19 protein-coding genes and 1 pseudogene are annotated in these 20386 nt (G+C 45.4%); 7 read left to right on the top strand and 13 right to left on the bottom strand.

Translation table 11 applies throughout. The annotated features are described in order from the left end of the window. Positions 1–3 precede the first annotated feature (3 nt). The 9 genes from eepC to proG form a co-directional block, all read right to left on the bottom strand. Positions 4–894: a gamma-D-glutamyl-L-lysine dipeptidyl-peptidase gene (eepC, locus tag NSQ12_RS07335; protein WP_339176383.1), complete on the bottom strand. Its 891-nt coding sequence runs from the start codon at positions 892–894 to the stop codon at positions 4–6. Next, positions 891–1991: an L-Ala-D/L-Glu epimerase gene (gene ykfB, locus NSQ12_RS07330; protein WP_339176381.1), complete on the bottom strand. Its 1101-nt coding sequence runs from the start codon at positions 1989–1991 to the stop codon at positions 891–893. Before ykfB ends, eepC begins: the two co-directional genes overlap by 4 nt. Beyond that, complete coding sequence (locus NSQ12_RS07325; protein WP_031600421.1) at positions 1988–2947, bottom strand: LD-carboxypeptidase; 960 nt, start codon at positions 2945–2947, stop codon at positions 1988–1990. The genes ykfB and NSQ12_RS07325 overlap by 4 nt, the downstream gene beginning before the upstream one ends. 87 nt (positions 2948–3034) lie before the next feature. Beyond that, positions 3035–4684 (bottom strand): dipeptide ABC transporter substrate-binding protein DppE, encoded by a 1650-nt coding sequence (dppE, locus tag NSQ12_RS07320; RefSeq protein WP_080316900.1) that lies wholly within the window; start codon positions 4682–4684, stop codon positions 3035–3037. A 2-nt stretch (positions 4685–4686) separates the two neighbouring features. After that, positions 4687–5694 carry a dipeptide ABC transporter ATP-binding subunit DppD gene (dppD, locus tag NSQ12_RS07315; protein ID WP_015252254.1) on the bottom strand — a complete coding sequence of 336 codons (1008 nt, stop codon included), beginning with the start codon at positions 5692–5694 and terminating at the stop codon, positions 4687–4689. 4 nt (positions 5695–5698) lie between these two features. Next, complete coding sequence (dppC, locus tag NSQ12_RS07310) at positions 5699–6661, bottom strand: dipeptide ABC transporter permease DppC (protein ID WP_014476568.1); 963 nt, start codon at positions 6659–6661, stop codon at positions 5699–5701. A gap of 5 nt (positions 6662–6666) precedes the next feature. Next, positions 6667–7593, bottom strand: coding sequence for a dipeptide ABC transporter permease DppB (gene dppB, locus NSQ12_RS07305; protein ID WP_003245446.1), 927 nt, complete (start codon positions 7591–7593; stop codon positions 6667–6669). 16 nt (positions 7594–7609) lie between these two features. Further along, positions 7610–8434: a D-aminopeptidase DppA gene (gene dppA, locus NSQ12_RS07300; protein WP_014479576.1), complete on the bottom strand. Its 825-nt coding sequence runs from the start codon at positions 8432–8434 to the stop codon at positions 7610–7612. 128 nt (positions 8435–8562) lie between these two features. After that, a complete protein-coding gene (gene proG, locus NSQ12_RS07295; protein ID WP_339176672.1) occupies positions 8563–9372 on the bottom strand; it encodes a pyrroline-5-carboxylate reductase ProG in 810 nt (269 codons plus the stop codon). Between the two features lie 177 nt (positions 9373–9549). On the opposite strand from proG, the gene htrA reads away from it, so the two are divergent. After that, complete coding sequence (gene htrA, locus NSQ12_RS07290) at positions 9550–10908, top strand: serine protease HtrA (RefSeq protein WP_015252257.1); 1359 nt, start codon at positions 9550–9552, stop codon at positions 10906–10908. Between the two features lie 157 nt (positions 10909–11065). Next, complete coding sequence (locus NSQ12_RS07285) at positions 11066–11242, top strand: hypothetical protein (protein WP_032680700.1); 177 nt, start codon at positions 11066–11068, stop codon at positions 11240–11242. A gap of 183 nt (positions 11243–11425) precedes the next feature. Here the strand turns inward: NSQ12_RS07285 and NSQ12_RS07280 are convergent, their stop codons facing one another. The 4 genes and pseudogenes from NSQ12_RS07280 to NSQ12_RS07265 form a co-directional block, all read right to left on the bottom strand. Continuing rightward, a complete protein-coding gene (locus tag NSQ12_RS07280) occupies positions 11426–12397 on the bottom strand; it encodes a glycosyltransferase family 2 protein (RefSeq protein WP_015715747.1) in 972 nt (323 codons plus the stop codon). An 11-nt stretch (positions 12398–12408) separates the two neighbouring features. Continuing rightward, positions 12409–14577 carry a glycosyltransferase family 39 protein gene (locus NSQ12_RS07275; protein ID WP_198878802.1) on the bottom strand — a complete coding sequence of 723 codons (2169 nt, stop codon included), beginning with the start codon at positions 14575–14577 and terminating at the stop codon, positions 12409–12411. A 12-nt stretch (positions 14578–14589) separates the two neighbouring features. Beyond that, positions 14590–14685 (bottom strand): annotated as a pseudogene (locus tag NSQ12_RS07270) (hypothetical protein); the annotation flags it as partial. A 108-nt stretch (positions 14686–14793) separates the two neighbouring features. After that, positions 14794–15744: a ring-cleaving dioxygenase gene (locus tag NSQ12_RS07265; protein ID WP_014476561.1), complete on the bottom strand. Its 951-nt coding sequence runs from the start codon at positions 15742–15744 to the stop codon at positions 14794–14796. Between the two features lie 387 nt (positions 15745–16131). Between NSQ12_RS07265 and steT the strand changes: the two genes are divergently transcribed. The 5 genes from steT to spoIISB all read left to right on the top strand — a co-directional run bounded on the left by steT (position 16132) and on the right by spoIISB (position 20381). Continuing rightward, positions 16132–17448 (top strand): serine/threonine exchanger, encoded by a 1317-nt coding sequence (gene steT / locus NSQ12_RS07260; protein ID WP_015252262.1) that lies wholly within the window; start codon positions 16132–16134, stop codon positions 17446–17448. 275 nt (positions 17449–17723) lie between these two features. Then, positions 17724–18341 carry a DUF47 domain-containing protein gene (locus NSQ12_RS07255; protein ID WP_003218470.1) on the top strand — a complete coding sequence of 206 codons (618 nt, stop codon included), beginning with the start codon at positions 17724–17726 and terminating at the stop codon, positions 18339–18341. Between the two features lie 12 nt (positions 18342–18353). Next, positions 18354–19355, top strand: a complete 1002-nt coding sequence (locus NSQ12_RS07250; protein WP_003232642.1) for an inorganic phosphate transporter — start codon at positions 18354–18356, stop codon at positions 19353–19355. A gap of 109 nt (positions 19356–19464) precedes the next feature. Next, complete coding sequence (spoIISA, locus tag NSQ12_RS07245) at positions 19465–20211, top strand: toxin-antitoxin-antitoxin system toxin SpoIISA (protein WP_089172519.1); 747 nt, start codon at positions 19465–19467, stop codon at positions 20209–20211. Beyond that, the gene (gene spoIISB / locus NSQ12_RS07240; protein ID WP_003232646.1) at positions 20211–20381 is read left to right on the top strand and encodes a three component toxin-antitoxin-antitoxin system antitoxin SpoIISB; all 171 of its coding nucleotides are present in this window, start codon (positions 20211–20213) and stop codon (positions 20379–20381) included. Before spoIISA ends, spoIISB begins: the two co-directional genes overlap by 1 nt. Positions 20382–20386: the final 5 nt, after the last annotated feature.

The raw sequence follows: 20386 nt of genomic DNA, 5'->3' as shown, positions 1-20386 counted from the left end.
TCCTTATTCTGAAAAACAGCGGCGCACCGCACAAAGTTCTTTTTCATAGATTGTGTCTTTTAATGTAAGGATTTCGATTGATTTTCCTGTCTTTGGAGAATGAAGCATTTTCCCGCCGCCTACATACAGACCGACGTGATGAATCGCTCCTTTTCCTTCCTCATAAGCAAAAAACAGCAGGTCACCGGCTTTCATATTATCAAGCGGGACACCCTTCCCCGCCTTAGCCTGATCTCCCGCATCACGGGGGATGCTGTATCCATTTGCCTTAAATATACTGTACATAAATCCGGAGCAATCAAACCCAAACCCGCTGATCCCTCCCCACAGGTAGGGAAGGCCAAGGAAAAACGCACCCGTTTGAATGATGTCTTCAGCAGTCCCTTTCTGTTGGCTGACAGGCACTGCATCACTTTGCTTCACAAACCTTTCTCCCAAAACGGTCGAAACCTTAAAATATCCTTTTTCTTCTGCAATAAGGGGGAGAACTGTCAAAAAGCTCAATTCGATCTCCTTTTCTCCATTGCTTTTGTACAAAAAGGCAGCAGGTTTGCTGATCATCACATCGTGTTGTGTATGGATGGGCTTTGTTTTTTCCAGCTGGTTCTTTTTCATCCAGCCTGGGTATCCGCGCGGATCCTTTCGGGATGGCTGGCTAGGCACGATCACAGAAACCCATTCCCCCTGTTCCGCTGTCACAAGTACCTTTTCGCCAAAGAGAACCTGAGTTTGGATTACATTGTCTGTACATAATCCAAGCCGTTCATCATACGTCATGCGCTCCAGCCAGTCTCTGATCATTACAGTCGGTTGAAGCATGAATTGATCAGACGGACGCGGTGAATCAGGCGCTGTCCAGATGTTGGCCACTGCTGATATGACAGTGTGCATCATTGCTCTTTTTCCCCTTTCAAAAGCGCAGCCCCGGTGATTCCGAGGCCCGGTTTGCCAGGCATCGAAATCGTGCTGCCGCTATATGTTATGCCGCCTTTGAATACATCTGTTTTCAGCATCAGCGGCGCGTCAAAATCAAAGCGTGTGATGTTTCTCTTGCTTGCCGCAAAATGCGCCGCGGCCGTAATGCCCAGCTTCGTTTCGATCATGCTGCCGACCATACACTCCACCCCGCAGGCCTCCGCCATGGCATTAATTTTCTCTGCTCCGCTGATGCCGCCCGCTTTCATCAATTTAATATTGATCAAGTCTGCGCTCCGGGTTTGCAGAACTTCGAACGCCTGGCGCGGTGTAAAAACACTTTCATCAGCCATAATCGGCGTATCTGTTGCATCTGTCACCTTTTTAAGCCCAGCGAGATCATCTTTATGGACAGGCTGCTCGACAAGCTCAATGCCTAGGCCCGCATCCTCCATTTTCCGAATGGCAGTTACCGCTTCCTTCGGCCTCCACCCCTGATTAGCGTCTAAACGCAGTTTCACAGCTGATCCGACACGTTTTCTGATTTCCTGGATACGGGCGATATCTGTTGCAATATCATCTTTTCCGACCTTTATTTTCAGCGTTTGAAAGCCTTGTTTGAGATAATTCTCGGCATCAGCTGCCATCTCTTCAGGTGAGTTGACACTGACGGTATAATCTGTTTCCAGCGTATCTCGATATCCGCCAAGCATTTGATAAAGCGGCAGCCCGCACATCTGCGCCCAGCCGTCGTATAGCGCCATTTCTACAGCAGCCTTCGCGCTCATATTTCCTGTAAGAAGATGCTGGATGTCGTGCAGAATGGCCTCACAGCCGGACAGGCTTTTTCCAAGCAATGCCGGTTTTAAAACATTGTGAATGGCACTTTCAATGCTATCCATGCTGTCTCCTGTAATCACTAACGTCGGGGGTGCTTCTCCCCATCCGACTGCACCGCTGTCATAAGTAATCCTTACTATGACTGATTCAGCCGTATACACAGTGCGAAGCGCAGTTTTAAACGGCTTTGTCAGCGGGACAGCAATTCGGCTTGTTTCGATTCGAATGATTTTCATGTCTTCAGCGCCCCTTCTGAAACGCCCGCCTCTATTACGACTGTTTTTTCTGCTGTATTCATAGCAGCTTTCGCACCGATCGGAACGGCAATACTTGGCGAGCAGTGGCCGATTTTAAATCCTCTCAGAGCAGGCCTGCCCGCAGAAATAATATAGTCTTCCAGCACCTGCTCAAGTGAGAGAGACTTCTCTCGCTTCACCGGGACACAATTGTGAAAATCACAAACTAGAATTCCCGCCGCGTCCGTCAGCTTCCCCGCCATTTTCAGCTGATTCAGCATCCGGTCGATTTGATAAGGCTCCTCGTCAATATCTTCAATAAACAGAAGCTTTCCTCTCGTATCAATTTCAAATGGCGTGCCCAGTGTAGACGTCAGCAAAGACAGATTTCCCCCGACAAGCTCGCCTTCCGCTTTTCCAGGAACAAGCGCGGTCAGCGGAGAAAGCTCTTCTGTATAGGTGAATTCCGTCTCCTGGAAGAGCTGCTTATATGACGCTTTTGTCAGCGGGTGAACGTCGTCAAGGCCAATATCCGAGCTGAGCATTGGGCCATGGAAGGTGACAAGACCTGTGTTTTGATGAATGGCAGTATGTAAAAACGTAATATCGCTGTATCCCCAAAAGATTTTAGGGTGTTTGCGGATCAAGCTGAAATCAATGCCCGCGGCGATACGTCCTGTCCCAAAACCCCCGCATGCGCACAACACTGCTTTTACCTCCTCGTCTCTGAACATCTCATGGAGATCCGCCAGCCGCTCATCATCCTGTCCCGCTAAATAGCCGTGCTGGTTTTTCAGCGCCTTGCCCAACTTCACCTGAAGACCGAGCTCTTCTAAAAATAATAGCGCGGTGTCAAGCTTTTTTTGATCCGGCGGACTTGCGGGCGCGATCACTCCGACTGTATCACCCTTTTTCAGCGCTTTCGGCTTGTAATTCAACGAAAACACTCCTTTCATTTGCTCTGCACCCTACGTATACGTGCAAGAAAGAGAAAAAATACCGCTCCTTCGCATAAAGAAGCAGTATTTCCTCAATCACCGCCATCAGTTTTTATCTGCCCATTTTAAATCGATATAGCCGACAGGGTGACGGACAATTCCCTTTACTTGTTCATTTTGCAGGTGAACCTGATTATAAAAATAAACCGGGATGATCGGCGCTTCATTGATGAGCAGCTCTTCAGCTTGATGCATAAGAGAGAACCGTGTTTTTTCATCGGCTTCATTTTTCGCCTGTTTGATCAGCTGATCGTATTCTTTATTGGCCCAGCCTGTGCGGTTCATCGAATTACCCGTTTGAAAGGCTTCCAGAAAACTGATAGGGTCCGCGTAATCAGGCAAAAATGAGCTTTGAGAGAATTGGAATTTCAGCGCTTTTTGATCCTCTAAAAATACGTTCCATTCCATATTGGCCAGCTTCACATCGACTCCAAGGCTATTTTTCAATTTTTGCTGAATAGCTTCGGCAATCTTTTTATGCTCCGGCTTTGTACTGTAAGTAAGCGTGATCGCAGGAAGCTTATTATAGTTTTCTTCCTTCATGCCCTTTTCGAGCAGCTGCTTCGCTTTGCTTTCGTTAGGCTTGATCAAGTCTCCGCCTGCTTCACGGAAATCTTTGCCGTCAGGCTGCGTAAACCCAGGCGATACAAAGGCGCGCGCCGGTTTTTCATTATTTTTCGTGACGTACTTTACAATTTCCTCTTGATCCACAGCCATCGCAAAGGCTTTTCTGATGTTTTCATTTTGGAATGGCTCCATGTTGACATTAAATCGATAGAAATAGAGACCCGCCTGGTCAACAATATTGACGTTATCCTGATCCATCAGCTGGTCGCTTAACTCTGCAGGGACATAAGCGGTATCAAGTTCCCCTGATTGAAACATCTGATAATCTGTATTTCTGTCACTGACCATCGCCCATTTCACCTTATCAAGCTTCACGGTATCTTTATCCCAATACGTGTCGCTTTTCTCCATAGTGATGCTGTCATCATGCTTCCATTCCGTCAGCTTAAACGGGCCGTTTCCGACAAATGTATCCGCCTCAGCAAACCACTTTGGATTGTCTTTATCGACCTTTTCATTTACCGGAAAATACGCAGGATTGGACACAACGCTCAGAAAATATTTTTGCGGTGCTTCCAGTGTAACTTCAAGGGTTCGATCATCCTTTGCCGTCACCTTCACATCGTCTTTTTTCCCTTTCCCGCTGTTATATGCTTCGCCGCCTTCAATAAAATAACCTAGGAATGCTGATGAAGCGCCTTTTTTCGGATCAAGCATCCGCTTCCACGCGTATTCGAAGTCTCCGGCTGTTACAGGATCTCCGTTTGTCCATTTCGCATTTTCCCGAATCGTAAATGTGTAAGTTTTATTATCTTTCGAAACAGACCACTTCTCCGCCATTGCCGGCTCAGGCTCATGATCTTTGCCAAGACGCGTCAGCCCCTCCATGATGTTATTTAACGGCTGCCATGACACATTATTAAAGCCGATCGGCGGATCGAATGAAGTCGGTTCATTTTCATTATTTACATACAGCACCTTTTCTCCGCTGGTTTTTGCCTTATCATGACTGCCTTCTTTTCCGGCCTGTTCATTTGCTGTGCACCCCATCAGCGCAAACGAAAGTCCTAATGCAAGACTCATGCCCCATAGCTTTTTCACTCGTTTCATCCTCTTCCCCCTTTTCATGTTCAATCCTTCGCATCTCCTGACAGCACCGCATGCTCTGCTCGTTGATCCTGCAGCCAGCAGTTGACGGTGTGCGAGTCAGATCTGATCGTCTGGCCCGGGTACACCCTGTCACACACAACCATCCTGTTCGGACAGCGGGCGGCAAACGGGCAGCCCGGCGGAGGCGAAAATAAATCCGGCGGCGTTCCGTCGATTGGGATCAGCTCCGCGCCATCTAAATCCAGCCGCGGGACAGAACCCAGCAGTCCTTTTGTATAAGGGTGCTGCGGCTGATAAAAAATATCTTTTCTCGTGCCGATTTCCGCCATTTTCCCGGCATACATGACTGCGACTCTGTCAGCTACCTGGGCAACGACCCCTAAATCATGTGTAATCAGGATGACAGACACATTCGTTTTTCTCTGAATCTCTTTAAACAGCTCTAAAATCTGTGCCTGAATGGTTACATCCAGGGCGGTGGTCGGTTCATCCGCAATTAAGATGTCAGGCTCGCAAATCAGCGCCATCGCAATGACAATCCGCTGTCTCATGCCGCCGCTGAATTGGTGGGGATATTGCTTTAGGCGCTCTTCGGGATCTGGAATACCAACCAATGACAGCATGGAAAGCACCTCTTTCCGTGCCGCTTTTTTGCTCATTTTTTTGTGGCGCAATAGCGCTTCCCCCAGCTGGTCGCCGACAGTCAGCGTAGGGTTTAACGCCGTCATCGGGTCTTGAAAAATCATAGAAATGTCGGCTCCCCTTATACCTCTCATTTCTTTGTCAGAGAGACGGCAAAGGTCTTTGTTTTTAAATAGAATGCTGCCGTCTGTCACCTTCGCCGAATAAGGCGGAAGCAGGCCCATGATGCTTTGGGAGGTAACGCTTTTGCCGCAGCCGGATTCGCCGACGATCGCAAAGGTTTCTCCTTTATACAAATCAAAGCTCACCCCTCTGACCGCCTGAACCGTCCCGCCGTAAGTCGTAAAAGACACGTGCAGATTTTGGACTGACAGAACTTTTTCCATACAGCTACCTCCTCAGCTTAGGGTCAAGCGCATCCTGCAATCCGTCCCCCAGCACATTAAACGCGTACATCGTCAGAGATATGAAAAAGGCCGGAAAAAACAGGCGCCACCAATGCCCAGATAAAATCGTGGGCAGGCCGTCATTCGCCATCACGCCCCAACTTGCAAACGGAGCCTGTATGCCGAGGCCGAGAAAGCTTAAAAATGATTCTGCGAATATGGCGGCAGGTACGGTTAATGTCATTTGTACGATGATCGCTCCCATAGTATTCGGCAGCAAATTCTTCCGGATGATGCGAAAGGTTTTCGCGCCAAAGGTTTTCGAGGCGAGTACATATTCATAATTTTTAATCTGAAGCACCTGGCCTCTTACAATTCTCGCCATGCCGACCCACCCGGTCACAGTCAGCGCCACAATAATCGTGCCCAGTCCCGGTCCCATGAGCACCATCAGCAAAATGACAACAAGCAGGTACGGCAGTCCGTACAGCACTTCGATAATCCTCATCATAATGCTGTCAATCCTGCCGCCTTTATAGCCGGCAACGCCTCCGTAAATGACACCAATCAAAAAATCAATCAGTGCTGCCATCACGCCGACAAACAACGAGATTCTCGCGCCATACCATGTTCGGGTAAACACATCCCGGCCGAGTTCATCGGTGCCGAACCAATGATCGGCTGAGGGCGGAAGATTTTGTTCTGTCAGTGATTGGCGTACGACACTATGAGGCGATAAAAAGGGCCCGATAACTGCCATGACAAAAAGAAATAAAAGAATAAAGAGTCCGGCCATCGCTAATTTATTTTTTTTCAGCCTCCTCCAGGCATCCTGCGTGTATGACAAACTCGGCCGCTTGACCGAATCGGCTTCCCGATTTTTTTCCTGATTCGAGACAAACCACTCATCAGGCACCTGATTGTGCTGTTCTGGCTGGCGTTCATCCGTTTGTACAGGGAGATTCACACGCTTCACCCTTTCTTATGCAGTTTAATGCGCGGGTCTAAGAGACCGTAGGCCAAATCGACCAAAAACAGCATGATAATCAGAATGACGCTGTAAAAAACGGTCGTTCCCATAATCACGGGATAGTCACGCTGATTAATGCTTTCAACAAAATATTTTCCCATTCCCGGAATGGCAAAGATTTTTTCAATGACAAAGCTTCCTGTTAAGATGCTGGCGACGAGTGTGCCCAGGACGGTAATGACGGGCATGAGTGCATTTCTGAGTGCGTGTTTTACGATAATTTTGAATGGAGAAAGCCCTTTTGCTTTTGCTGTGCGGATATAATCCTGTGTCAGAACTTCGACCATACTCGACCGTGTCAGCCTGGCAATGATCGCCATTGGCCCTACAGCAAGCGCTGCGGTCGGAAGCACCATATGAATCGGGCTCGTCCATGTCGCAGCAGGAAATAGTTTGAGATTGACAGCAAATTGCTGAATGAGCAATGTTGCCAGAATAAAATTCGGGATGGAGATGCCGAGTACTGCAAGACTCATCGCGGCGTAGTCCAAAAAGCCATTGCGGCGGAGTGCAGCGATTACGCCCAGCACCAGCCCAGAAATCACAGCAATGACAATCGCTGTCATCCCAAGCTCAAAGGAAACGGGAAATCCGCGTTCCAGCATATCATTTACGCTGTCCGACGGTTTTTTAATTGAAGGTCCGAAATCGAATGTAATGATGGATTTTAAGTAGAAAATGTATTGGAAAATGAGAGGATCGTCTAAGTGATAGTAGGCTTCGAGATTTTTTTGAACGGCTTCATTTGTGCCTCTCTCCTCGTTAAAAGGAGATCCGGGAATGACCTTCATGAGAACAAAAGTCAGGGTGGTAATCACCAAAATTGTAGCTGCCATTGCCCAAAAACGCTTTATCATGTATCGCGCCAAAGCCTAAAACACCCCTTTAGCAGAATGATGTCCGCATCGCAAGCTCAGTCATGACAAGCATCGCCTGATAGGCTTCAAGCATGTCCTTCGCCTGAAATTGAACGGTTGTAGTTCCCGTCTTGATTTCCGTTCCCGGCATCAGATTCGCCCATTCTGCTTGGCCATAATTGGCGAATTCAATGCTCAGAACTGGCCTGTCAGGCGGGGTGAGCGGCTTGACTTTGTCCTTGTTTTGCAGGGCAAACGCAGTTTTTTCTGTCAACAGCCGTCCGGCTTTCGCAGGGGACAAGCACTTCACTGCGGATCTTGAAATGGTTTGTTTGACTGCGGCTGTCGTCACGTTCGGGATAAGCTCTTCCGCTTCCTTCGCCGCCCGGTCATCCCCGGCTACCATTAATACCGGGACATCATAATAACCGGCAACGTATGCATTTAATCCAAGCTCACCGACAGGCCGATCGTTTATGTAAAAATGACGGACGCCGAAAATCATGCTGTGTGACATGACACCGGGAGTCGAGGCTCTCGCATGATAACCGAGAAACAAAGCGCCTGTAAACGTATCATCCAGTCCCTCCACCATTGAAAATGGTTTGACGTCACCAGAAATCAAGTCTGCTTCAGGGTGAAGCTTTTCAACCATCAGATTATTCATCTTCGAATGACTGTCATTGACCAGCACCTCGGTACACCCGCTGTTAAACGCTTCAGCAATACAGTAGTTTGCTTCTTCAGTCATGATAAGCCGTCCGCGTTCATAATTCCGCTTGCCGGAATCCACAAAGGTATCGTCCGGAAGACCCGAAATACCTTCCATATCTACTGACATGTACAATTTCATAACGCTCCTCCTTTTTTACTAAATTATGAATATTCCAACAAATTATATTAAAAAAAGAGGAAAAATGCAATATAACTGGGGAAAATCTCAACCATTCAGTGATAAAAAAAGAATCCTCTTTCAAGGATTCATGTCTGTTTACCAACCTGTTCTGTAAGCAGTTCATATTTTTTCAGGGTTCTTTCAAACACCTCATCAAAAACGTCTGGCACAGAGGCGCGTATCACCTCAGCTCCCTCTCCCGTTATTCCGCCTTTGGTTGCGACACGTTCCAGCGTCTCCTCGAAAGACATATTTTTTTCGATCAGCATCTTGCCAGTTCCGTATAGCGAATGAATCAGAAAATCAAAGGCTTCTTCTTTGGACAAGCTGCTGCTTCTGACCGCAGACAGTGCCAGCTCTTCGAAGATTGCCGCTATGAATCCTGGTGCCGAGCTCGTTAAATTGCTGGCCGCATCTAAATTCGATTCTTTGATTTCTCGTACACGGCTGAAAACCGATAACAATTCATTCAGATATTCTTTTTTCTCTGCAGCCAGTGCTTCACTGTGAACGACAAGTGAGATGCCAGCTTCTGCTTCGGACGTAATGGCAGGAATAACACGTGAGATACCGGCTTCTGTTTCTGCCTCCAAAAGACGCAGCGGCACACCGGCAGCTATGGATACGATGTGAGTATTTCTGTTCACATACGGGTGCAGACGGCGCATTGTTTCGATGACATGGAGCGGCGGGACGCATATCAAAATCAATTGGCACGTCTTTGCCCAATTCTCCAACGGATCAGCCGATACGTTTGGATAATCTGACATAAGTGCCCGCAGCCGCTCCCCCTTCGTTCTCGTCTCAATAAATAGCTCATTCTCTTTTATTTGCTCATGTTTCAACAGCTGTCTGGCGATCATATCCGCCATGCTGCCATATCCAATCAATCCAATCTATTCCATCGACTCAGTCCTTTCATATACAATATGAAGTGTACCGTTTTCCGCACTTTTTCACAATTTCCCATAATCTTTTCATTTTTATCCCACAGTTTTTGTTTATGATAAACTCAAGTCATAAACCTATCAATATAAATAGACATGTGAAAATAGAGAAACGGAGTGAACATGATGGATAACTATCGTGATGAAAACAGAACGAAAGGTAATGAGAATGAGGTCTTTTTAACGAAAGAGAACGATCAGAGCACCTCTTACTCGGCCCGCAATGTCATTCATGATCAGGAGAAGAAAAAACGAGGCTTCGGATGGTTCAGACCGTTGCTTGGCGGAGTGATCGGCGGCAGTCTTGCCCTTGGCATTTACACGTTTACACCGCTTGGCGACCATGATTCTCAGGACACTGCAAAACAATCATCCAGCCAGCAGCAAACGCAATCTGTTACAGCAACAAGCACCTCCTCTGAATCTAAAAAAAGCTCATCAAGCTCAAGCAGCTCATCTGCATTCAAGAGCGAGGACTCTTCTAAAATCTCAGATATGGTAGAAGACCTTTCACCAGCGATTGTCGGTATTACAAATCTTCAGGCACAATCAAACAGCTCTTTGTTTGGCTCTAGTTCTTCTGATTCCAGCGAAGATACAGAAAGCGGTTCAGGGTCAGGTGTCATTTTCAAAAAAGAGAATGGCAAGGCTTATATCATTACAAATAACCACGTCGTAGAAGGGGCATCATCACTGAAGGTATCTTTATATGACGGCACTGAGGTTACTGCAAAGCTGGTAGGCAGTGACTCGTTAACTGATTTAGCCGTCCTCCAAATCAGTGATGACCACGTCACAAAAGTGGCAAACTTCGGTGATTCATCTGATCTTAGAACAGGCGAGACCGTTATTGCGATTGGGGATCCGCTTGGAAAAGATCTGTCCCGCACAGTAACACAAGGAATTGTAAGCGGCGTGGACAGAACGGTTTCAATGTCTACATCAGCCGGCGAAACGAGCATTAACGTCATTCAGACAGACGCAGCAATTAATCCAGGTAACAGTGGCGGTCCTTTGTTAAATACAGACGGCAAAATCGTCGGCATTAACAGTATGAAAATCAGTGAGGATGATGTTGAGGGTATCGGATTTGCCATTCCAAGCAATGACGTAAAACCGATTGCTGAAGAACTGCTGTCTAAAGGACAAATTGAACGTCCATATATCGGTGTCAGCATGCTTGATCTGGAACAAGTGCCGCAAAATTACCAAGAAGGCACACTCGGCCTGTTCGGCAGCCAGCTGAATAAAGGTGTTTACATCCGTGAGGTCGCTTCAGGCTCTCCTGCTGAAAAGGCCGGATTAAAAGCGGAGGATATTATCATCGGCCTAAAAGGTAAAGAAATTGATACAGGCAGTGAATTGCGCAATATCTTATATAAAGACGCAAAGATCGGTGATACCGTTGAAGTGAAAATTCTTCGAAACGGCAAAGAAATGACGAAAAAAATTAAACTTGATCAAAAAGAAGAGAAAACTTCGTAAGACATAACGCCTCAGGCCGCAAAAGCGGTCTGAGGCTTTTTATTAGATAAAAGACCTAATTGCTCTATGAAACTTTCTGACGAGATATCCGTATATCATACAGATTGACATCATTCTCATCAGATGCTAGAAACATCGTTTGCTAGGAGGCATGAACATGAAAACCGTGGGACTGAGTATGATCTGCGCAGGATTGGCTTTTCTTTTGCTGAGCTTTCTTCTCTCTGAATCGACGTTGACGTGGGGAATTGTATTGGGTACCAGTATTCTATTAAACATAACTGGTACGGCTCTAATCATGCGTTTCTTAAAAGCCCCCCAATATAACAGCTGACATGCAGCAAAGCCGATGACGAAATCTTTAAGTTTTGCTGTTTTTATTTCGGCATGACTGAACCGCAGTACAAGCTCACAATCTCTTCTTTACCCAATCTCCATATATCTATCAGCATCTTTTGCTTTAGATCGGGCTCAGAGCATAAAAACCCCCTGTCCATTACGGACAGGGGGTTTGAGGTTATGACATATGCTGGTCTCTATAGAGTCTTTTATTTTCAATTCCATACGATTTTTGGACGATGTAAAGCGGCCTGTCTTTGGCTTCATCGTAGATTCTGCCGATATATTCGCCGATCACGCCCAAAATCAGAAGGACAATGCCGCTGAACAGGAGCTGGATCACAATAAGTGATGACCAGCCGGTAATCGTGCTGTCTGTGAATAGTTTCAGATACAGCACGATAAACATATACAGAAATCCAGCACCTGACATTAAAATCCCCGCATAGCTTGCCAGCTTCAACGGTTTATGTGAAAATGTCGTGATGCCGTCCATTGACAGCTTCAGCATTTTCTTGAGCGGGTACTTTGTTTCTCCGGCGAGCCTTTCATCACGTACATACTCGACCGCTGTCTGTTTGAAACCCACCCAGCTGACTAGCCCTCTGACAAATGGATTTTTTTCTTTTAATCTTTTCATTTCATCACAGACTTTTCTGTCCATGAGACGAAAATCCCCCGTATCAATCGGGATATCAATATCTGTCATACCGCTGAGAAGCCGGTAAAACATAGCCGCGGTTTGTTTTTTGAAAAAGGTTTCCCCTTTTCGTTTAGTCCGCACGGCGTACACGACCTCATAGCCTTCCTTCCACTTTTCAATCATATCTAAAATCAGTTCAGGAGGGTCCTGCAAATCGGCGTCAATGACGACGATTGCATTCCCCTGTGCATAATCCATACCCGCCGTAATGGCGATCTGGTGTCCAAAATTCCTTGAAAAATCAATAATTTTCACTCTCGGATCGATCAGGCTGTGCTCTCTTAAAATCTCAATACTGCGGTCTTTGCTGCCATCGTTGACAAAAAGCAGCTCGTAGTTTTCCTTCGTTTGATCCATGACCTCTTTTAAGCGCTGATAGGTTTCATGAATGACAAGCTCTTCATTATACACAGGTACAACAATTGAATATTGAATATGTCTGCTCATGTTTTTGCCTCCTATTCATCAGCATGTAGTTCGTATAATGTTGCTGACTGATTCATTCCGCCAGGTCCGCCCATTTTGACGTTTTCACCTGAAGCCTTGCTGCTTGATGTATCAGCCGAATCAGTATTTTCTGTTTTTTGATCAGAACTTGATTGCCATTTTTCTGATGCTACTTCTTTTCCATTTTTTTCAACCCATTCAACAATGTCATTGTTTCCGCCTCTTCCCATTCCAGAAGCCAAGAAGTATTTCACTTTTCCTTCTTTTACAAGTTTTTTGAATTGAGTCAGTGTGATCGCCGGGTCAGAACCGCTGTATCCGCCAATAGCCATGACAGCTTTTTTCGTTTTAATGATATATGGTGCCGCTGTGTTCGAATCGGTTGTGGCGAATAGGTATTCAGCTCCGGAGTTATTCTCCTCTAGATATTTGATCAGTTTTTCATTTACAGTCGCATCAGACATTCCCATGCCTTTTCCGCTCATTGATGCGAGCTGAGGGCCTGTTTCAGGCAGTGAGCTGTTGCCTCCGTACAGAAGTGGCGTACTTGCCCAATAAATCGGCATCACCAGCAATGCGAGGAGAGCTGCAAGTGAAACATAATAACTGAACGGTTTTTGGCGCTGTTTAAACAGCAGCAAAGCAATCGCTGACAACACGCCGATAACACCTACCCCGATACTCCATCCAACACCGATTTGATCGTTGTAGTTTCTGAGAATAAACAATTCAAATCCAGTTGTCGCAATAATTGCTCCTGGCAAAAGCCATGCTTTCCAGCCTGTCTGATTGCGATACAGATGAACAAGGGCAACCCATCCCGCACCAACAAAAGCCGCAATCGGCGGTGCCAGCATGATGAGATAATAATGATGGAAAAATTCTGCGACACTGAAGAATCCGGCAATCGGTACAAGCCACGCAACCCAGAACACCGTTTCCTTCTGCTCTATAGATAATCTTCTTCTTTCTCTTGCGCCAGCGATCAGTAAGCCTGCGATTCCAAATATCGCAAATGGCAGAAGCCAGCTGATTTGATCAGATAACTCTTGTTGGAAAAGCCGCAATGGACCAGGTGTTCCCGTTCCAAACATCCCTGAACCTGATTGCATTTTCGAACCGGTTCCTGTACCGCCTTTCCCTCCGTCTCCGCCAGGTCCGCCTTGGCCGCCATCTCCGCCGCTTGGAGGGCCTCCTTGACCGCCGCTTGGCATTTCTCCTCCGCTTGGCATTTGGCCATTGGATGGAGGTACCGTCATATTGCCATTTGAGGATTTACCATCGCTTGATGAGCTGCTGCCTGATGACTGATTAGGCGGTGCTTGAGTGTTATCAGAAGAAGACATTTCTTTTGAAGCGTCTTTGTTTGGCGCACCCTGGCCGCCGCCTGAATTTTGGCCTGTCAGCCGCTGGATTCCGTTATAGCCGAAAGCCAATTCCAAAACAGAGTTGGTTTGGCTGCTTCCGATATAAGGCCGCTTGCTTGCAGGGATATTGTCGACAATGAGCGGCCACGATAACGAAACGGCTGCTAATACGGCTAACGCACTTACTAATGAAACGATTTTTTTCTTGATTGTGGCGTTTGCCGCAATCAGATAGAACAATAAGAAAGCCGGCAAAATCATGTAAGCCTGCAGCATTTTTGTATTGAAACCTACTCCAACAACCAAAAATGCTGCTAACAGCCAGATCAGCTTTCCTTTTCTGATCGCTTTAAAGAGAAGCCATGTAGCAAGCAATAAGAAAAATACCAGTAATGCATCAACATTGTTTGTACGTGCTACAGCTACAGCAATCGGTGTACATGCCATGATGAAAGAGGCAATTCTTGCTGCTGTCTTACCGAATGTCGGTTTTATTAACAGATACATTAAAAGGACAGAACCTACACCAGCAAGTGCCTGAGGCAGGATGACGCTCCAGCCGTGCATACCGAATATAAGTGCGCTGATGGTTTGTATCTGGAACGTAATAGGCGGTTTATCAACCGTTATAAACCCCGCCGCGTCGAATGAGGCATAGAAAAAATTATGAAAGCTTTGCATCATACTTGTGACTGCAGCGGTGTAATAAGGATTCACCGTATCATCATTCCAGATGTTATAGATATTTAAGAATGCAGATGCGAGCAAAATGAGGATGAGGAAAATATCCAGCTCGCGTTTTTTCTTTTCCACGTGTTTTTCACTCCTTTTGGCTAACTTGGAAATAGTGTAACAAGCAAATATGAATAAACTATTAATAAACAAAGACAATATTTTTGCCGAGGCCATTTCATGCCAATCATCCTATATACAGCTGGTTTCTAGCCCTTTCTCCAAATCGTAATCGGCGATGCGTTTTCCCAAAATAAAAAAACCCTCCGGCGCGCCGGAAGGCAAATGAATCACAATTTATTGGATCGGTTTCAATTTCGCTTCAATTTCTGCTCTTCGATGCTCTAGATATGGCGGAAGAGCAATCGTTTGGCCAAGCTCATCAAGATTTTCATCTACCATAAAGCCCGGTCCGTCTGTTGATAACTCGAACAAAATGCCGTTCGGTTCTCTGAAATACAGCGCCTTGAAATAGTAGCGCTCAACTATGCCTGAATTGCTAAAGCCTTCGCGGCTGATGATCCGGTGCCACCCGGCAAGTTCTTCTTCATCTCTTACCCGAAATGCGACGTGGTGAACACTCCCTTTGCCTTGACGCTCGCGCGGAAGATCGTTTCTTTCTATTAAATGGATTTCCGTTGCAGCACCGCCTTCTCCTGATTCCAGAATAACGGCGGTTCCTTGCCCTTCGACTGGTTCACGGCTGATTTCTGTAAATCCAAGAATATTCGTCAATACGTGTAAAGTTGGTTCAGCATATGGCACAGTCAGTTCAACCGGCCCTAACCCGCGAAACGAAAATTCTTCCGGAATGCCGCTCTGCTCAACAGGCAGGCCATATCCTTTTCCTTCCTCATCAGCAGTCAGCACAAGTCGCTGCCCTTCATGATCTTGAAATGCCAATATGTCACGTCCGGCTCTTTTGGAGATGCCGCTGTGCGTTACTTGCTGCTCTTCAAAACGTTCTTTCCAGTAATGCAGGGCTTCTGTGCTTGGAACGCGCAATCCAATAGAAGAAATACTGTTTGTTCCTGCATGAAACGGTGCAATGCGGGGAATCTCGAAAAACGTCAACTCAGTTCCCGGGTTTGCCACTTCATCTCCGTAGAACAGATGGTACATGGTCGGTTCATCCTGATTGACGGATTTTTTGACGAGCTTTAATCCTAATACTTTCTTATAGAAATCCAAGTTTTTTTGTGCGTCGGCCGTTAATGCCGATACGTGGTGAATGCCGTTAACTTTCATATGCTGTCCCTCCAGGTTATTTTATCTCGATTTCGAGATATCATATCATAATTGTATATTTATTGTTCTAATAACAAAGTATTTTATTCGCATGAGAAAGTCAACATATCAGCTTCACCGAAGGTTCGTTCATTTTCTGAATTCTCATCTCCCCTCTGTACCGGCTAAAATCCAAAACATAAAACACGAACTTTACAAATTAAAATCATGAAGTTTATTCGTTTATAGATCGTTAAAACAGGTGTTTCCACAGTTTTATCTGCTGTACACAAAGCAAATTTCGGAAATCAGAAAATTTATTTTATTTCACTTTTCTAAAATAGGGTTTACAATATGAAAAAATAGATTCTTCAACATGAAGCTTCAACATCATAGGAGGTTAAGGACATGCATACTGAAGACAACGGTTTGAAAAAAGAGATAGGCCTCTTGTTTGCCCTTACTCTTGTCATCGGAACCATTATCGGTTCTGGTGTTTTTATGAAGCCCGGCGCTGTGCTTGCTTATTCAGGTGATTCAAAAACGGCGCTTTTCGCCTGGCTGTTAGGCGGTATTTTAACACTGGCGGGCGGTTTGACAATCGCGGAAATCGGAACGCAGATTCCAAAAACCGGCGGGCTTTATACGTACCTTGAAGAAGTGTACGGCGAGTTTTGGGGATTTTTGTGCGGCTGGGTGCAGATTATCATTTACGGTCCGGCGATTATCGGCGCGCTGGGTTTATATTTTGGATCTTTAATGGCGAATCTTTTCGGCTGGGGATCAGGACTATCAAAAGTCATTGGAATCATAGCAGTTCTCTTTTTATGCGTCATTAATATTATTGGTACAAAATATGGCGGTTTTGTCCAAACGCTGACAACGATCGGAAAACTGATTCCGATTGCCTGCATCATCATCTTTGGCCTTTGGAAAGGCGATCAGCACATCTTCACAGCAGTAAACGAAAGCATTTCCGATATGAACTTCGGGGCGGCTATTTTAGCTACGTTGTTTGCTTATGACGGATGGATTCTCCTGGCCGCTCTCGGTGGAGAAATGAAAAATCCCGAAAAGCTGCTTCCACGCGCTATGACGGGCGGATTATTAATTGTAACGGCGATCTATATTTTCATTAATTTTGCATTGCTTCACATCCTGTCAGCGAACGAAATTGTCACGCTTGGTGAAAATGCGACAAGCACCGCTGCAACCATGCTCTTCGGGTCAATTGGCGGAAAGCTGATCAGTGTCGGGATTATCGTCAGCATCTTTGGGTGCTTAAATGGAAAGGTGCTTTCTTTCCCGCGTGTTTCATTTGCGATGGCGGAACGCAAACAGCTTCCATTTGCTGAAAAACTGTCACATGTACACCCGTCGTTCCGCACACCATGGATTGCGATTTCTTTTCAAATTGCTTTGGCTTTGATTATGATGCTGATCAGCAACCCTGATAAGCTCTCAGAAATCTCCATTTTCATGATCTACATCTTTTATGTGATGGCCTTTTTTGCAGTGTTTATTCTCCGCAAGCGAGCAAAGGGAAAAAAGCGCGCCTACAGTGTTCCGCTTTATCCATTTATGCCAATTCTGGCAATCGCGGGCTCCTTCTTTGTGTTAGGCAGCACACTCATTACAGATACAATGAGCTGCGGATTATCCATCCTCATCGGCCTTGCTGGACTGCCTGTCTATTACGGGATGAAAAAACGAAAAGCAAGCTGATAAAACGGTTCCCTTGTTTAGGGAACCGTTTTTTGGTGAAACAGAAGATAAAAGTTGACAGGAAAAACACAACTTTTGATATACTTTTTACGTTAAGCAGAAAGTTTTTGCAAACTTGGGTCGTTTTTTTAAAGCGAAGTAGGTCAAAATAAGGAGACACGATTTATCAAAAAAGTCAAGATACGTTTTTTTCGACTTTACCTGTTTTTTTTCGACAAAAGGCTATATAATAATTTGATGTGTGCATTGTTCATTCAAACTATGGAGGGTTTTTAATGATAAGAAGAAAAAAAGATAAGTTCTCACTCCTTTTAACAGAAATTGCAAAGAACATAGACGAAACTGCAGAATATTTTGTGAATTTTAAGGTCACTAACCAAACGACTCTTAAAGAATTTGCAGATACGTTAAAGGAATATGAAACAAAAGGTGACAATCATGTTCATGTCATGATTAAAGAGCTTAACAAAGCGTTCATCACTCCTATTGAGCGCGAAGATATCCTTCAGCTGACAAACAGCTTGGATGATGTGCTTGACGGAATCGAACATTTCTCTGCCATGATGGAGATTTTCTCAATTACTTCATCAGACGAGCATATTGATAAATTCAGCGGATATATCAGAGAATGTGCGAAAGAGATTTTGATTACGATCGAGCTGCTGGCAGAAAATCGCTTAAAGGATATTCAGCCTCACGCAATCAAAATTAAAGAGTATGAGCACAGTTGTGACAACTTGCACAGAAAATCATTAAAGAATCTTTTCGGAAATGAAACAGATCCAATCAAAGTCATTCAATATCGTGAAATATACGAAACGCTTGAAGAAATCGCCGACTCTTGTCAAAGTGTTGCCAATAATCTTGAAACCATCATTATGAAAAACGCGTAACGAGGGGTAAAAATGGATATTCTATTAATATTAACGATACTAATAGTCATTTGTGCTCTGGCGTTTGATTTCATCAACGGGTTTCATGATACGGCAAACGCAATTGCGACTTCGGTATCAACAAAAGCGTTAAAACCACGCCATGCCATTATATTGGCTGCTGTGATGAACTTTGTCGGAGCAATGACGTTTACAGGTGTTGCCAAAACCATTACGAAAGACATCGTAGATCCTTATACGCTGGAAAATGGCTCTGTTGTCATTTTGGCTGCGCTACTCGCTGCAATTGCCTGGAACCTTATCACATGGTACTACGGTATCCCAAGCAGCTCATCCCATGCCATCATCGGCGCTATTGCCGGTGCAGCCATTGCGGCAGCCGGATTTGCAGCGTTAAACTATAAGGGCTTCATTAAAATCATTGAAGCACTGATCCTATCACCAATTATTGCCTTTGTCCTTGGTTTTATTCTTTATAGCATCGTTAAGCTGATTTTCAAAGACAGCAACTTGGCGAAAACGAATAAGCAATTCCGCAGAGTGCAGATTGTAACAGCTGCCCTGCAATCGTATACACACGGAACAAACGATGCGCAAAAAGCAATGGGAATTATCACAATGGCTCTCATCACAGCGAATTTACATACTTCTGCTAATGATATTCCTACCTGGGTGCAATTCGCCTGCGCGACAGCCATGGGTCTCGGAACATCAATCGGCGGCTGGAAAATCATCAAAACCGTTGGCGGAAAGATCATGAAAATCCGCCCGGTAAACGGTGTTTCCGCTGACTTAACCGGAGCAGCCATTATTTTCGGCGCCACGTTTATTCATTTGCCGGTCAGTACAACCCACGTCATTTCTTCATCAATTCTTGGCGTCGGTGCGTCACACCGGGTAAAAGGCGTAAACTGGGGTACGGCCAAGCGAATGCTCATTACATGGGTCATCACGCTTCCGATTTCAGCGACACTTGGTGCCATCGCCTACTTTATTTTAAATATGATATTTTAATGTCACACCGCTTCTGTCAAAGGAGCGGTTTTTTTGATGGAACAGGAAAACCATCCGGATCTCTCGAATACAATAAGCAGAACCTATTTCAGATGTGAGGGATTCGAATATGGTTTTATTCTTTCAGATCATGGTCTGGTGCATCGTGGCCGGACTGGGGTTATACGTGTATGCCACGTGGCGTTTCGAAGCGAAGGTCAAAGAAAAGATGTTCGCCATCCGGAAAACTTGGTATTTGCTGTTTGTTCTGGGCGCTATGGTATACTGGACATATGAGCCCACTTCCCTATTTACCCACTGGGAACGGTATCTCATTGTCGCAGTCAGTTTTGCTTTGATTGATGCTTTTATCTTCTTAAGTGCATACGTCAAAAAACTGGCCGGCAGCGAGCTTGAAACAGACACAAGAGAAATTCTTGAAGAAAACAACGAAATGCTCCACATGTACCTCAATCGGCTGAAAACATACCAATACCTATTGAAAAACGAACCGATCCATGTTTATTATGGAAGTATAGATGCTTATGCTGAAGGTATTGATAAGCTGCTGAAAACCTATGCTGATAAAATGAACTTAACGGCTTCTCTTTGCCACTATTCGACACAGGCTGATAAAGACCGGTTAACCGAGCATATGGATGATCCGGCAGATGTACAAACACGGCTCGATCGAAAGGATGTTTATTACGACCAATACGGAAAAGTGGTTCTCATCCCTTTTACCATCGAGACACAGAACTATGTCATCAAGCTGACGTCTGACAGCATTGTCACGGAATTTGATTATTTGCTATTTACGTCATTAACGAGCATATATGATTTGGTGCTGCCAATTGAGGAGGAAGGTGAAGGATAATGGAACGTGCGTTTCAAAACAGATGCGAGCCCAGAGCGGCGAAGCCGTTTAAAATCCTGAAAAAACGTTCAACCACCAGTGTCGCAAGCTATCAAGTCAGTCCGCATACAGCAAGAATCTTCAAAGAAAACGAACGGCTGATTGACGAGTATAAACGAAAAAAAGCATGATCACA

This window comes from Bacillus sp. PS95 (assembly GCF_037963565.1).
GTDB lineage: Bacteria > Bacillota > Bacilli > Bacillales > Bacillaceae > Bacillus > Bacillus subtilis.
This window is presented reverse-complemented; position numbering and strand designations above follow the sequence as displayed.

Excerpts from the sequence above, each read along its gene's own strand:
- eepC (WP_339176383.1), bottom strand. The coding sequence starts at position 894 with ATGATGCACACTGTCATATCAGCAGTGGCCAACATCTGGACAGCGCCT.
- ykfB (WP_339176381.1), bottom strand. The coding sequence starts at position 1,991 with ATGAAAATCATTCGAATCGAAACAAGCCGAATTGCTGTCCCGCTGACA.
- NSQ12_RS07325 (WP_031600421.1), bottom strand. The coding sequence starts at position 2,947 with ATGAAAGGAGTGTTTTCGTTGAATTACAAGCCGAAAGCGCTGAAAAAG.
- dppE (WP_080316900.1), bottom strand. The coding sequence starts at position 4,684 with ATGAAAAGGGGGAAGAGGATGAAACGAGTGAAAAAGCTATGGGGCATG.
- dppD (WP_015252254.1), bottom strand. The coding sequence starts at position 5,694 with ATGGAAAAAGTTCTGTCAGTCCAAAATCTGCACGTGTCTTTTACGACT.
- dppA (WP_014479576.1), bottom strand. The coding sequence starts at position 8,434 with ATGAAATTGTACATGTCAGTAGATATGGAAGGTATTTCGGGTCTTCCG.
- htrA (WP_015252257.1), top strand. The coding sequence starts at position 9,550 with ATGGATAACTATCGTGATGAAAACAGAACGAAAGGTAATGAGAATGAG.
- NSQ12_RS07285 (WP_032680700.1), top strand. The coding sequence starts at position 11,066 with ATGAAAACCGTGGGACTGAGTATGATCTGCGCAGGATTGGCTTTTCTT.
- NSQ12_RS07280 (WP_015715747.1), bottom strand. The coding sequence starts at position 12,397 with ATGAGCAGACATATTCAATATTCAATTGTTGTACCTGTGTATAATGAA.
- NSQ12_RS07265 (WP_014476561.1), bottom strand. The coding sequence starts at position 15,744 with ATGAAAGTTAACGGCATTCACCACGTATCGGCATTAACGGCCGACGCA.
- steT (WP_015252262.1), top strand. The coding sequence starts at position 16,132 with ATGCATACTGAAGACAACGGTTTGAAAAAAGAGATAGGCCTCTTGTTT.
- NSQ12_RS07255 (WP_003218470.1), top strand. The coding sequence starts at position 17,724 with ATGATAAGAAGAAAAAAAGATAAGTTCTCACTCCTTTTAACAGAAATT.
- NSQ12_RS07250 (WP_003232642.1), top strand. The coding sequence starts at position 18,354 with ATGGATATTCTATTAATATTAACGATACTAATAGTCATTTGTGCTCTG.
- spoIISA (WP_089172519.1), top strand. The coding sequence starts at position 19,465 with ATGGTTTTATTCTTTCAGATCATGGTCTGGTGCATCGTGGCCGGACTG.
- spoIISB (WP_003232646.1), top strand. The coding sequence starts at position 20,211 with ATGGAACGTGCGTTTCAAAACAGATGCGAGCCCAGAGCGGCGAAGCCG.